Source organism: Rathayibacter sp. VKM Ac-2754, assembly GCF_009807095.1.
GTDB lineage: Bacteria > Actinomycetota > Actinomycetes > Actinomycetales > Microbacteriaceae > Rathayibacter.
The window spans coordinates 93,257-105,610 of sequence record NZ_WUCC01000004.1; the positions used below are offsets into that span (position 1 = coordinate 93,257).

The following is a 12,354-nucleotide window of genomic DNA, read 5'->3' on the forward strand; positions in this document are numbered from 1 at the left end:
CCCGCTCCGCGTGCTACTCGATCAGCATGCTCTGCGGCGACTGCAGGCAGCGTCAGCATGCTCTGCGCCGACCGCGGGCGGCGGCAGCATGCTCGGGCTCGATTGCAGGCGGTGGCTGCGAGGCGAGCAGACGGGGCCGCGGCAATTCCATGCTGGTCGAGTAGCCCCGCAGGGGCGTATCGAGACCGACCGGCTTCAGCAGACGAGGCTTCTGCCCTCGGCTTCTGGCGGACGTGGATCTCGATACGCCCGCTGCGCGGGCTGCTCGATCAGCAGGGGGCGGCGGCGACTGCGGGCGTGGGCAGCATGCTCGGGCTCGACTGCAGGCGGCGGCAGCGTGCTCGGCGCGGCCCGCGGCCCTCAGGGCAGCAGCACGCGCGACGGGTAGACGTCGTGGCTGAAGCAGAGGGTGAGGCCGGCGGCCTCGAGGCGCTCGAGCGACGCGGCGGTGGCGTGGTGCGCCTCCGGGTCGTCGCTGATCAGGCGGGGCAGGGGGCGGAGGCGGTCGGACCACGTCAGCACGTCGCGACCCCAGGCGGCGTCGCCGGCGAGCAGCAGGCGGCCCTCGACGAGCGCGCCGAGGTGCCCGAGAGCGTGGCCGGGGAGGGGCGTGACCACGAAGCGGCCGTCGCCGAAGACGTCGAAGCCCGTCACTCCCGCCACCGTCACCGACGGCTGCTCGTCGACCACCAGCGTCGGCGCCGACGCGACCCACGGCGGGAGGAGCGCGTCGAAGATCCCGTCGGTGATGCCGTGGCGACGCATCCGTCTCTGCTGGCCCGCCGAGAGCACCAGGGTCGCGTCAGGGAAGTAGCGCAGCCCGCCGATGTGGTCGGGGTGCAGGTGCGACAGCACGACGAGGTCGATGTCGCCCGGCGTGAGGCCCTCGCGCCGCAGCTGGGCGTCGATCGTCTCGCCGGCAGTGATGCGCGGGGGCAGGATGCGGCGGTACAGCGCCCCGATCGGTCCCGCGCCGCGCAGGGTCGGCGGGTAGCCCGTGTCGAAGAGCACGCGTCGCCCGCTCGGGTGCGTGTAGAGGAACACGTTCGAGGGGAACGTGCGGCTCGGCAGCCGCTTGCCGCGGAACACCTGCGACAGCGGGAAGGTCGTGTCGCCGCACGCGAAGACCAGCAGCGAGCCCGCCCGCTCAGCCACGGGTGTCCCGGTAGTGCTCGCCGACGCGGCGGATCCCCTCGGCCAGCGGCACCGTCGGCTCGTAGCCGAGCTCGGCGCGCGCCCGCGAGATGTCGAGGGTCTGGGCGTAGGCGAGGGTCGCGACGGTGTACCGCGTGAACGGAGGCTCGGTGCCGCGCGGCAGCAGCGCGTAGACCTTCTCGAGCACCACGGCGAGGGCGCTCAGGATGCGGAGGTCGACGGTGAGGTAGCGCGGCGTCTCGCCCATCGCGTCGAAGAACCGGTCGAGCAGGACGCCGAAGGGCTGCGGCTCGCCGTTGGTGATGTTGTAGACGCTCCCGGGGGCGACCGGCGCGGAGGCGGCCAGCAGCAGGGCGTGCGCCGCGTTCTCGACGCAGGTGACGTCGACGATGTTGCGTCCGCCGTCGAAGAGCGGGATGCCGCGTCGCCGCGAGGCCGCGACGAAGCGCGGGATGAGGCTCGGGTCGCCCACTCCGATCAGCCCGCGCGGGCGGAGGATCACCAGCTCCTCGAGGCGGCCCGACGCGAGCGCCGCCTGCAGCAGGCGCTCGGCCTCGATCTTGCTGCGGATGTAGAGGCTCATCCGGCTGTCGGGGTCGAAGTCGTCCTCCCGCACCGCGAACTGGTGCCGCCGGGCCGAGTAGATGCTGGGCGACGAGACGAACACCAGGCGGCGGATCCGCGAGCTCTGCGCGAGGTCGATCATCGCCTCCGTGCCCGCCACGTTGGCCTCGTGGAACTCGCTCCAGCGGCCCCACGGGCTCGAGAGGGCTGCGGAGTGGACCAGCACGTCGGCGCGCACCGGCATCGCGGCGAGCTGCGCGAGGTCGGCCTCGATCGTCTCGGCGCCCTCGGAGCGGAGCCTCTCGAGGGCGGCGGGGTTGCGGCCGGCCGCGATCACCTCGTCGCCCGCCGCCAGGAACTCCCGGACCGCGTAGCCGCCGAGGAACCCGGTCGCGCCGGTGATCAGCACGCGCCGTCGCTCAGCGGACATCGATGACCGCCGTGGTCTTCTTGCGGTCCCAGTACCAGAGCAGGATCCCCAGGTAGCCGAGCGCCTTGCCCTTGCGGATCGACATGCGGACCACGGCGTGACGGTCCAGCCGCGCCTGCTCCCGCGGGATCACCTGGCACACCTTGAGGTGCAGCTCGAGATCCTCGTCGGTGTCGTCGATGCTCGAGCGGGGGAACCCGTCGACCTCGAGGTACAGCGCGGCGTCGATCGCCATGTTCGAGCCGGCGGCCATGAAGAGCGGGTAGCGCTGCCCCGGTCGCCGGTAGAAGACGGCGGGCGCCCGCTCCAGCAGCCGGATCATCGCGGTGCCGATGACGCCGTCGTACCAGCGGTAGATCGGCTCGTCGGTGCGCGGATTCAGGCGCCCGCCGACGAATCGCGCTCCGCTCGCGACGTCGGCCTTCAGCCGCGCGACCCACTCGGCTCCGGGGAGGCAGTCGGCGTCCGTCCGCGCGATGACCGCGGCACCGTGCTCGATCGCGTAGCGGAACCCGGTGTCGGAGGCGGCTCCCGTGCCCTTCTGCCCCTCGGTGATCGTCATCACCTGCCGCCCCGGATGCCGGGCCGCGAAGGCGTCGATCACCGCGCGGGAGCCGTCGGTGCTCGCGTTGTCGACGAGGAGGAGGGTGAAGTCGGGATCGGTCTGGGCGGCGAGCGCCTCGAGGGCCCCGTCGAGCAGCTTCTCCTCGTTGTACAGCGGCACCACGACCCAGAAGGGGGTGGTGGCGCCCGAGGGCGTGCTGGGACCGGAGTGCTGCTCGCTCATCCGCTCCCCCTCCGCCGCTCGACCCGGCGACCCGCACCGGGTCACCGCCGCCGAACGCGGGGAGGCCCCGTCCATAGTGTCCGCGGAGCAGGGGGCCGTCAATCCGCGCCCGGCCTCGCCGCGCCGACATCGAGCTCGCATCGGCGGTATACAGAGAACGCTCGGATCGACCGTCGATCCGGAGCAGGAGGAACGCCACAGTGCCCGACACTCTGCCCATCCGCATCCTCGGCACCGGGGAGGCGCTTCCGGAGCGGGTCGTCGGCACCGCCGAGGTCGCCGCGCTCTGCGGCATCGACCCCGAGGAGGCGGCGCGGCGCAGCGGAGTGCTCACGCGGCACTGGCTCGCCGATGACGAAGACCCGCTCGAGCTCGGGCTGACGGCGGCGCGGCGCGCCCTGGACGCGGCCGGGATCGACGCGAGCGACGTGGACGTCGTGCTGAACGCCTCCGGGACGCAGCTGCAGGCCATCCCGGACGGCGGAGCCCTGCTGGCCGCCGGCCTCGGCCTCGACGACGTCTCGGCCTACAGCCTCAACGCGACCTGCCTGTCGTTCCTCTTCGCGCTGCAGGAGGCGGGGTTCCTGATCGCGACGGGCCGCGCCGAGCGGGTGCTCATCGTCTCGACCGAGGGCGGCAGCCGCGGCATCGACCTCGCCCAGCCCGAGAGCGCCCTCCTCTTCGGCGACGCCGCGGCGGCCGTCGTGGTCGGGCGCGCGGTGACTCCGGAGCAGGGCATCGTGGCCTCGAAGTTCCTGACCCGGCCCAGCGGAGTGCGGCACGCCGAGATCCGCGGGTTCGGCTCGCGGATCCGCATCGAGGAGGCGGCCGACCGGCTCTCCGACTTCCGCTTCGACATGCACGGAGGCGCGCTGCTGGTCGACGCGCTGCGGCACTTCCCGGCGTTCCTCGACACCGTCCGGCTCGGGCTCTCGAGCGGCACGCCCGGCATCGACCGCATCGTCCCGCACCAGACGAGCAAGGCCGGGCTCGAGGGCATGGCGCGTCTCTGGGGCCGGCAGAAGATGGTCGTGACGCTGGCCGACGTGGGCAACACGATCGGCGCGGCGATCCCGCTGGCCCTGCACCGGGCGCGGATCGAGCCGGCGGAGTCGGTGCTGCTCGTCGGGACGGGCGCGGGGACGCACTACGGGGCCGTGATCCTGCAGGCGTGACGGCCGCTGCGCCCTGAACGGCGCCTGGCAATGCAGAACGGGCCGGCACCTCCGGAGTGGAGGGCCGGCCCGTCGGCGGAGGGAGGCGCTACCTCAGCGTCACCGACACGGGCGAGCTCACGCGGATGTTCCCCGCTGCATCGGTCGCTCGGGCGGTGAGCGGGAAGGTCCCGCGCATGCCCGTCGTGCTCGTGGTCAGCGACCACGTGGACGCGCCGGTCTGGGTCGCGTCGCCGACCTTGAGGCTGCCGAGGTAGAAGGCGACGCCGGTCACAGCGGTGTCGTCAGTGGCCGTGACGGTGGCAGTCGTCGTGCCGCTGAGCACGGCACCGGGGAGCGGCGAGGTGATCGCGACCGACGGGGCGGTGGTGTCGGCGACCGGCACCTGGGGCTCGCTCGGCGCCTCGGAGTCCGGCGCGGTCGGCGGCGCGGTCGGCGTGGCGGTCGGCGTCGAGGTCGGGGTCGGAGTGGCGGTGGGGGTCGCGGTCGGCGTCGGCGTCGCGGTGGGCGTCGCCGTCGGAGTGGCCGTGGCGGTCGGGGTGGGCGTCGGCGTGGGTTCCGGCGTGCTCGGGATGGTCACCTCGTCCCAGCTGGCGACGAGGTGGGCGGTGGTCGGCCGCGTGCTCATCTCGTCGAGGTCGGCGGACGTCATCGAGGTCAGCGTGTTGTCGACCGTGAAGCCGCCGGTCCTCGCCGTCCGGTTGGTGAGGTTGGTGCGGGTGTTGTAGACGGCGTCCCAGGTCGGCTGGAGGGAGCCGATGAGGATCGAGTCGGACGCGTCGATGTTGCCGCCTCCGTTGCCCTGGATGGCGCTGAGGCTGCCCGCGCCGTTGATGGCTCCGGGGTAGCCGGCGCCGCCGGCGAGGAACGGGTAGCGCTTGGCGGTGACGGTGCCGCCCACGATCAGCGACTGCTCGAACGCGACGTTCTTGACGCCTCCGACGATGACGGCGCTGTTGTTCGAGCCGAACACGACGGTGTCCCTGACGGTGATCTGGCCGGTGACTCCCGAGCCCTCGATCTGGAGGCTGTCGGTGTGCGGCCGTGCCGGGTTGGAGCCGCCGTAGACCGCGTCGAGGTAGTACGACGGGGCGATGTAGCCGCCCTCGACCAGCACGTCGCTCATCACGTTCGGCGCGAACGCCTTGATCTGAGCCGAGTCGGCGCTCCTCAGGCGCGAGTCGGGCTCGACGACCTCGATGAGCTCCACGTCGCGCACCGGGGCGCCGGCCGAGGCGGCGAGGCCGACCCAGTTCTCGTTGACCCGGAGCCAGGCGAACGACGAGTGCGTCGCGCCCTTCACGTCGATCGAGTCGATGTCGAAGCGCATCAGGGTGATGCCCGTCACCGACTTCAGCGCCCAGTCGCCGCCGGTCACCGACCGGAAGCCGTCGCGCGCCGTGATCAGCACCTTGGTGCTTCCCGCGTTCTTGTAGCCGTTGAGGGCCGACAGGTCGGCGATGTAGCCGGGTGCCACCGCGATGACGGCCCCCGCCGCGATCTGGGCCTTCGTCAGGGCGTCGAGCGCCTTGCGGATCGCCGAGCCCGACGCCGCGACCTCCACGACCGTGTAGTCGGAGCCGGCGGAGCGGATGTCGGGGGTGTCCGACGGGTAGTGCGTGCCGTCGGGTCCGTAGGTCGACTCGGCGGCCGAGGCGGTCGGCGCGTCCAGGATCGAGACCGTCGACACGGCGATCCCCACCGCGGCCGTGATCGCGAGGATCCGGAGGAGGTCCTTCCTCGGTCGCCGGACCGCTCCGCCCAGTCCCTGTAGCTGCCGCGGACGCGACTCGGCTGCGGCGCCCGCAGGCAGGGGCGGTGAGGTGGGGGAGGGGGTGGCTCGTGCCATGGGGTGTCTTCCGATCGTCTCGTGCTGGGGGAGGGTAACGACCGGAACACGTCGTGGCGGAAGCCTCGAGGCGCTCGTAGGGCCGGGACTCCTCCGACGGGGGAGGAGCCGGCTGCACGCGTCACTGCGTTCCGGGCGGATGGTGCGGGGAAGGGCCGCCGAACGGTGCCTGGTGCGCTGCTGCGTGGTGGAGCGGCAGTGCGGCGGGCGGTCGGGCGGTCGGCTCGTGACGGTCAGGGGGAGCTGGGGCGCCGATTCCGGCGCACCGGAGGGGTGGAACGGTCTGCGCCGTTCTTCAGAGTAGGCACAGCTACAGGTCGTTAATGTGCCTCGCACGGGGGCCAGTGCGAGGAGAAAGACTCAGGTCACGAAGGATTGATAGCACGAGGCCGAGGGAACTCCTGTGCGTAGGTAGAAACGCTCAGTCCGGCCGTCCGCGGAAGGTGGCGAGGGGGGAGACCTCCGACCAGCCGAGGCTGTCGTAGAGTCTCCGACCGCTGACGCTGGCCATCAGGATCCCCGTCGTCGCACCGTGGTCCGCAGCCCAGGCGCTGAGACCCGTCACGACGAGGCGTCCGAGGCCGCGGCGACAGAACTCGGTAGTCGTCTCGACGCGGTCGAACACGCAATCCCCGGCGCGCACCGCCGCCTGTCCGCGGGCCGCGAGCTCGCCGTCCACCTCGATGCGGGCGTGGGCGACCGGGCCGTCCGCCTCGAGGAGCACCCGCTCCGGTGCGGGGGTGGGCAGGAGGGCCGCCGTCATCATGCTCTCGTCGCTGGTGACGCGGTCGAGCGGAGCCAGCGCCTCGAGGCTCCGCGCATCGAGGTCTCCGACGAGTGTCAGCCACGCGTCCGGCCCGCTCGTCGCGGCCACGAGTCGGTCGAGCTCGGCGAGCGACGGCGTCGCGCTGATGCGCTCCCGCGCCCGGGTGTCGGCGTCGACCTCGACGAGCCAGCCCTCGCCGTCGGGCCGGCCGACCATCCGGCGGGAGAGCATCCACCCCTGGACCCAGTGGTCGAGGAGGGCGCTGATCTCGGTCATCGGCACACGGTAGCCGGACGCGCCCGTCGTGGATGGAGGCTGGCCCTGGGACCGGTCCCTCGCGGAGGGTCCTACTGCGAGAGCTCCAGGTCGAGCCGGTCCAGGAGTGCTTCCAGAGAGATCTCGAACTCCTCGTCACTCCGGTCCTCGCTGAGCAGGTCGCGCAGGCGCAGGACCTCCGGCGCGACGTCGAGCGACATCGTGCCGTCGCCCTGCGGCAGAGCAGCGTCTCCCTCGTCGAGCGGCTCTTCGACGGGTGACGTCTCGGCTCCGTGGATCGTGGCCTGCAGCAGCAGCTGACCGAGCAGGAAGCTGCTGAACGCGCGGTAGGCGCCGACGGCCCGCTCGTCCGAGAACCCGTGCGACGTCAGCGCACTGAGGAACGTGTTGACGACCTCGACGCTCCGCAGCGGCGGTCGCAGCCAGGGGGCGGCGGGGTGTCGCGTCGCGACCAGGGGGAATGCTCGTGGGTGGTCTGTCGCGATTCGACGGACCTCGTGGGCCACGACCTGCAGGAATCCCTGCCAGTGCTCCGCCTCCGACTCGTCGAGATGGGAGTTGAGATCTCGCATCAGCAGCGAGATGACGCCCTCGAGCAGGTCCTCCTTGCCATGCACGTACCGGTAGAGCGACATCGCCTCGACGCCCAGTTCCTGCGCGAGGGAGCGCATCGACAGGCTCTGGCTCCCCGATCTGTCGATCTGCGTCAGGGCGGTCGTGACGATCAGCTCCCTGCTGAGCCTCGGCGCAGTCGATCCGCCCCTGTTCGTCTTCGTGTTCCCAGTGATGGCGGGCCTCCCGTAGCGATCCTCACACCCCGCTACCAGCGTCGCGCGTGAAAAACAACCGGGTGGAGCTCCCCACCCTAATCAGACTTACTTTGTAAGCTCCACTTTGGCTTACACCGTAAGTGTCCCGCTTCCTGTGCGAGGACCACCGCGATGCGAGCAGTGGCTGCTCCCCCCCGAGACCACCCATCACCGAGCTCCGGAGCCATCGCTCCGGAGGAAGAGAGTGCACTGTGATCGACAGCACCACCATCGACAACCTCATCGGCGCCGACGTGCGCGGCAGCGACGACGCCAAGATCGGCACCGTCGGCCAGGTCTACGTCGCCGACGACTCGCAGACCCCCACCTGGGTCACCATCCGCACCGGACTGTTCGGCTCCTCCGAGTCGTTCGCACCCCTGCAGGACGCGACCTACGAGGGCGGCGTCCTGCGCGTGCCCTACGAGAAGTCCTTCGTCAAGGACGCCCCGCGCGTCGACGACGACGGCGCCCTCAACGCCGACGAGGAGCAGACGCTCTACTCCTACTACGGCCGGGGCGACAGCTACTCCGCACCGACCGAGGCGCCCCTCTACGACCAGGACGCCGACCGCACCGCCGGCAACACTGCCGGCACCGAGGGCTACGACACCTCCGGCCCCACGACCGATGACGCGATGACCCGCTCCGAGGAGCGCCTCCGCGTCGGCACCGAGAAGGTCGAGGCGGGCCGCGCGCGCCTCCGCAAGCACGTGGTCACCGAGCAGGTCACGAAGACCGTCCCCGTCAGCCACGAGGAGGTCCGCGTCACCCGCGAGCCGATCACTGACGCGAACGCCGACAACGCCCTCTCCGGTCCGGAGCTCAGCGAGGAGGAGCACGAAGTGATCCTCACCGGCGAGCGTGTCGTCACCGCGAAGGAGACGGTCCCCGTCGAGCGTGTGTCGCTCGGCACCGAGACCGTCACCGAGCAGCAGACGGTGACCGAGGACGTCGCCCACGAGGAGATCGAGGTCCTCGAGCCCACCACCCGCTCCACCGCGACCGACGACACCGTCGTCGACCGCGGCAACCGCTCCTAAGCGGCACCGGCGGCGGCCGCCCCGGCACCCTCCGGTCGGCCGCCGCCACCCGGCACCACCTCCCGCACCACCCGAAACCGTCCCCCCGGGGACCCATGCCTGGAAGGCACACCCCATGGATTTCCCCGCCGCACTTCAGAACGGACTCGCCGCGGTCATCGCGTTCGTCCCGCTCGCACTGCTGTTCCTGCTCATCCTCATCGTCGGCCTCATCGTCGCGAAGCTCATCGAGAAGGGCCTCTCCCGGCTCCTCACGAAGGTCGGCTTCGACCGCGCCGTCGAGCGCGGCGGTATCAAGAAGGCCCTCGCGAACTCGAAGCTCGACGCCTCCGACATCGTGTCGAAGATCATCTACTACACGCTGGTGCTGTTCGTTCTCCAGTTCGCCTTCGGTGTCTTCGGGCAGAACCCGGTCAGCGACCTGCTCCAGGGCATCATCGGGTTCCTCCCGAAGATCATCGTGGCGATCATCATCATCGTCATCGCCGCGGCGATCGCCGCCGGCGCCAAGGGGCTCATTCAGAACACGCTCGGCGGTCTCTCCTACGGCAAGGTCCTCGGGAACATCGTCGCCGTCTTCATCCTGTTCCTCGGAGCGACCGCTGCGCTGAACCAGATCGAGGTCGCCACGACCGTCACCACGCCGATCCTCATCGCGGTCCTCGCCATCATCGCCGGCGTCATCATCGTGGGTGCGGGCGGCGGGCTCATCAAGCCGATGCAGCAGCGCTGGGAGACGATCCTCACCAAGGCCGAGGACGAGGCTCCGAAGATCCAGCAGCACGCTCAGAACGCGCCGAGCGTGAAGGAGCAGGCCGAGCAGGCCGCGCGCAAGGCGCAGCAGGCCGCGCCGACGACGACCACTCGCCGTTCGAGCTGACGCGCCCGACAGGACCGGCCCCGCTCCTCTCTGAGCGGGGCCGGTCCTGTTCCCACCCCCCGCACCAGCGTTCGCGCTCGCCTGATCGGAGATCCCATGACTGCTCGACCCACCTCTCGGATCTCGACACCGGACGACCCGGCCGTCGAGATGATCCGGCACGAGGAGCAGCTGAGCGTCACCACGCGGCGATACGCGACCGAGCGAGTCCGGCTCGAGCGCGTCATCGTCACCGAGCAGCGCACCCTCACCGTCGACGTCCGGCGCGAGGAGATCCGCCTCACCCGCGAATCCCTTCCCGAAGGAGGCCCGCTTCCTCGCGACCTCGACGCGCGCACTCCTCAGCCTGTCGTCGTCATCCTGCACGAGGAGCGGATCGGCATCGTCAAGACCGTCGTCCCCACCGAGCGCGTCACCCTGAGCACGCACTCCGTCACCGAGGAGCGACTGCTCTCCGAGGCGCTCGGTCGAGAAGTACTCGACGTGAGCTGAGCAGAGCCGCAGAGGAGTCGCCGTCGGGAGCGGAGACCGCGGGCGTCTTCGGCAGCGAGGGCGAGTCGGGCGGAACGCCGCTGCCCTGTCGTCTCGACGGCACTTCGCGGTCGGGCGCGACTCAGCTGTGCGTCGTGTTCTCCCGGATCTCCTCGAGGCTGATCTCCGGCGCGCCGCCGGCCGCCGCCTCGGGGTCCATCCAGACGAAGTCCCAGTGGTGGCCGTCGAGGTCGTCGAAGCTCTTCGAGTACATGAAGCCGTGGTCCTGGGTGCCGGCGTCCGCCGCGCCCGCTGCGAGTGCCTTCTCGTGGACGGTGTCGACCTCCTCCTTGCTCTCGGCGCTGAGGGCGAGCTGCACCTCGGTCGAGGTGGTGGCGTCGATGATCGGCTTGCTGGTGAACTCGGCGAAGAACTCCCGCGTGAGCAGCATCGCGGTGATCGTGTCGCTGATCACCACGCTGACGGCGTGCTCGTCGCTGAAGCCCTCGTTGATGGAGTAGCCGAGCGACTCGAAGAACGCACGGGATCGTGCGAGATCGCTGACGGCCAGGTTGACGAAGATCGTGGTGGGCATCGGTGCGCCGTTCCTTCCGAGGTGCCGGTGGCCCGCCGCCTCCGGTCGTCCCTGCCGATGATGGTGAGCGCTCGGTGACGGTGTCAAGCGATCGGGAGCGGGCCGGCGGTTGTGCTCGTCCGCCGCTCGCTTGCACACTGTCGGCATGAGCAGCGACAGCGACGTGCGCCGCCTCGCCCTCGAGCTGCCAGGGGTCGAGGAGCGCTCCGCCTACGGCACCCCGGCCTTCTACGCCGGGTCGAGGATGTTCGCCCGATTGCACGAGCAGCCCGGAGTGCTCGTCTGCTGGCGAGCGGATCTCGGCGAGCGGGAGGCGCTGCTGCAGGACGACCCCGACACGTACTTCACCACCGATCACTACGACGGCCACCCGAGCGTGCTCGTGCGTCTCGCGAGAGTCCCACCCGCCCGCCTCGGCGAGCTGCTGCGCGAGGCGTGGGAGGCGCGGGCCCCGAAGCGGCTGCGCGACGCCGCGCCCCCGGAGTGAGCGGCGGCACTCCGGTCGCGCGCGCTGGGCTCTTCATCGCCTGCGGAGCATGGACGTCGTGACGAGCGGGGCGGTCCGTCCGACGGGACGAGGTCAGCGCTGACCGCCGGAGGCGACCCTGTCGATGATCAGGTCGATCCGATGCCGCCGGTCGTCGGCATCGCGCACGGGCCAGGCGGGAGAGTCGCCCTCGGTGACGCCCCAGGGCACGAGCACGTCGAAGTCGAGGTCTCGGATCAGCCTCAGGCTGTCGAGATAGTCGGCGCGGAGCGCGGGGTCGAGGACGACGGCCTTCCACTCGCCGTTCTCGATCCAGAGGAAGTCGCCGGTGAAGAGGAAGCGGGTCGTGCCGTTGTCCCACAGGTATGAGCAGGTTCCGGGCGTGTGGCCGGGCGTCGGGATGACCTCGAGGTCGTGGTCGATCCACTCGCGCCGATCGAAGGTTCCCGCGATCTCGAGCGAGGCGCCGACCTCGGAGCGATCGGCGTGATGCATCCAGACCGCGACGTCCAGCTCGGGCTGCCCGTACATCGCCTCGTGCGCGTGGTTCACGAGCAGCCGCGAGGGCGGACCGAGCTGCCGGATCGCCGTCGCCGCTTCGCTCACACCGGGGGAGTTGTAGACGACGACGGTGCCTTCGGGGCGTTGCAGCACGAAGGAGCGGAGCTGGACGTCGTGCTGGTACGGGAGGCGCGAGGAGGGCGTCGCGAGGAGGCCCTCGAAGGGCGAGTGGAGGAGATCGTCCGTGCTCGGTGCCATGGTCAGGACCTTTCGCGATGCGGATCGCGGTCGATGTTCCGTGAGGTGGCGATCACCCGGCGTCGGTCGAGGGCGACCGGCGGGCGGGCAGCGCGACCGGGGAGCACGGGTCGCACCGTCGTGACGACGCTATCGGGGTGGCCTCTCTGCGGGGTGTGAGTCGATGGGCCCGATCAGCCGGGGAGTGGGCGAGCGCGCGATCCGCTCCTCCGATCGGCGTCTGTCAACCGCGTGGTGCACCGTGCGGTGCGGAGCCTAGGTTCGACGGAACGTGTCCCTGACCCCGATGCGCCTCACCGGCACCGCTC

13 protein-coding genes are annotated in these 12,354 nt (G+C 71.1%); 5 read left to right on the top strand and 8 right to left on the bottom strand.

The annotated features are described in order from the left end of the window. Positions 1–360: 360 nt before the first annotated feature. Genes GRS92_RS08100 through GRS92_RS08110 form a run of 3 tightly spaced genes read right to left on the bottom strand, consistent with a single transcriptional unit; the run spans position 361 to position 2,936 of the window. Positions 361–1,155 (bottom strand): MBL fold metallo-hydrolase, encoded by a 795-nt coding sequence (locus GRS92_RS08100; protein ID WP_159855062.1) that lies wholly within the window; start codon positions 1,153–1,155, stop codon positions 361–363. Then, positions 1,148–2,149 (bottom strand): NAD-dependent epimerase/dehydratase family protein, encoded by a 1,002-nt coding sequence (locus GRS92_RS08105; RefSeq protein ID WP_159855064.1) that lies wholly within the window; start codon positions 2,147–2,149, stop codon positions 1,148–1,150. The genes GRS92_RS08100 and GRS92_RS08105 overlap by 8 nt, the downstream gene beginning before the upstream one ends. Next, positions 2,139–2,936 carry a glycosyltransferase family 2 protein gene (locus GRS92_RS08110; protein ID WP_159855066.1) on the bottom strand — a complete coding sequence of 266 codons (798 nt, stop codon included), beginning with the start codon at positions 2,934–2,936 and terminating at the stop codon, positions 2,139–2,141. The genes GRS92_RS08105 and GRS92_RS08110 overlap by 11 nt, the downstream gene beginning before the upstream one ends. Before the next feature lie 200 nt (positions 2,937–3,136). Between GRS92_RS08110 and GRS92_RS08115 the strand changes: the two genes are divergently transcribed. Then, the gene (locus tag GRS92_RS08115) at positions 3,137–4,111 is read left to right on the top strand and encodes a 3-oxoacyl-ACP synthase III family protein (protein ID WP_159855068.1); all 975 of its coding nucleotides are present in this window, start codon (positions 3,137–3,139) and stop codon (positions 4,109–4,111) included. Positions 4,112–4,199: 88 nt separating this feature from the next. Here GRS92_RS08115 and GRS92_RS08120 read toward each other — a convergent pair whose 3' ends face one another. The 3 genes from GRS92_RS08120 to GRS92_RS08130 form a co-directional block, all read right to left on the bottom strand. Further along, positions 4,200–5,960 carry an Ig-like domain-containing protein gene (locus GRS92_RS08120; RefSeq protein ID WP_159855070.1) on the bottom strand — a complete coding sequence of 587 codons (1,761 nt, stop codon included), beginning with the start codon at positions 5,958–5,960 and terminating at the stop codon, positions 4,200–4,202. Between the two features lie 421 nt (positions 5,961–6,381). After that, the gene (locus GRS92_RS08125) at positions 6,382–7,002 is read right to left on the bottom strand and encodes a GNAT family N-acetyltransferase (protein ID WP_159855072.1); all 621 of its coding nucleotides are present in this window, start codon (positions 7,000–7,002) and stop codon (positions 6,382–6,384) included. 71 nt (positions 7,003–7,073) lie between these two features. Next, on the bottom strand, positions 7,074–7,829 hold the full coding sequence (locus GRS92_RS08130; RefSeq protein WP_327437435.1) for a TetR/AcrR family transcriptional regulator C-terminal domain-containing protein: 756 nt from the start codon (positions 7,827–7,829) through the stop codon (positions 7,074–7,076). Between the two features lie 194 nt (positions 7,830–8,023). Here GRS92_RS08130 and GRS92_RS08135 point away from each other — a divergent pair, with 194 nt between their 5' ends. The 3 genes from GRS92_RS08135 to GRS92_RS08145 all read left to right on the top strand — a co-directional run bounded on the left by GRS92_RS08135 (position 8,024) and on the right by GRS92_RS08145 (position 10,226). After that, positions 8,024–8,854 (top strand): DUF2382 domain-containing protein, encoded by an 831-nt coding sequence (locus GRS92_RS08135; protein WP_159855073.1) that lies wholly within the window; start codon positions 8,024–8,026, stop codon positions 8,852–8,854. Positions 8,855–8,969: 115 nt separating this feature from the next. After that, entirely contained in the window at positions 8,970–9,734 is a 765-nt protein-coding gene (locus GRS92_RS08140; RefSeq protein ID WP_159855075.1) for a mechanosensitive ion channel family protein, read from the top strand. A 96-nt stretch (positions 9,735–9,830) separates the two neighbouring features. Next, positions 9,831–10,226: a YsnF/AvaK domain-containing protein gene (locus GRS92_RS08145; RefSeq protein ID WP_159855077.1), complete on the top strand. Its 396-nt coding sequence runs from the start codon at positions 9,831–9,833 to the stop codon at positions 10,224–10,226. A gap of 121 nt (positions 10,227–10,347) precedes the next feature. On the opposite strand, the gene GRS92_RS08150 is transcribed toward GRS92_RS08145, so the two are convergent. Continuing rightward, positions 10,348–10,800 (bottom strand): VOC family protein, encoded by a 453-nt coding sequence (locus tag GRS92_RS08150; RefSeq protein ID WP_159855079.1) that lies wholly within the window; start codon positions 10,798–10,800, stop codon positions 10,348–10,350. A 145-nt stretch (positions 10,801–10,945) separates the two neighbouring features. Between GRS92_RS08150 and GRS92_RS08155 the strand changes: the two genes are divergently transcribed. Then, positions 10,946–11,287, top strand: coding sequence for an MmcQ/YjbR family DNA-binding protein (locus GRS92_RS08155; RefSeq protein ID WP_159855081.1), 342 nt, complete (start codon positions 10,946–10,948; stop codon positions 11,285–11,287). Between the two features lie 93 nt (positions 11,288–11,380). On the opposite strand, the gene GRS92_RS08160 is transcribed toward GRS92_RS08155, so the two are convergent. Beyond that, the gene (locus tag GRS92_RS08160) at positions 11,381–12,046 is read right to left on the bottom strand and encodes an MBL fold metallo-hydrolase (protein ID WP_159855083.1); all 666 of its coding nucleotides are present in this window, start codon (positions 12,044–12,046) and stop codon (positions 11,381–11,383) included. Positions 12,047–12,354: the final 308 nt, after the last annotated feature.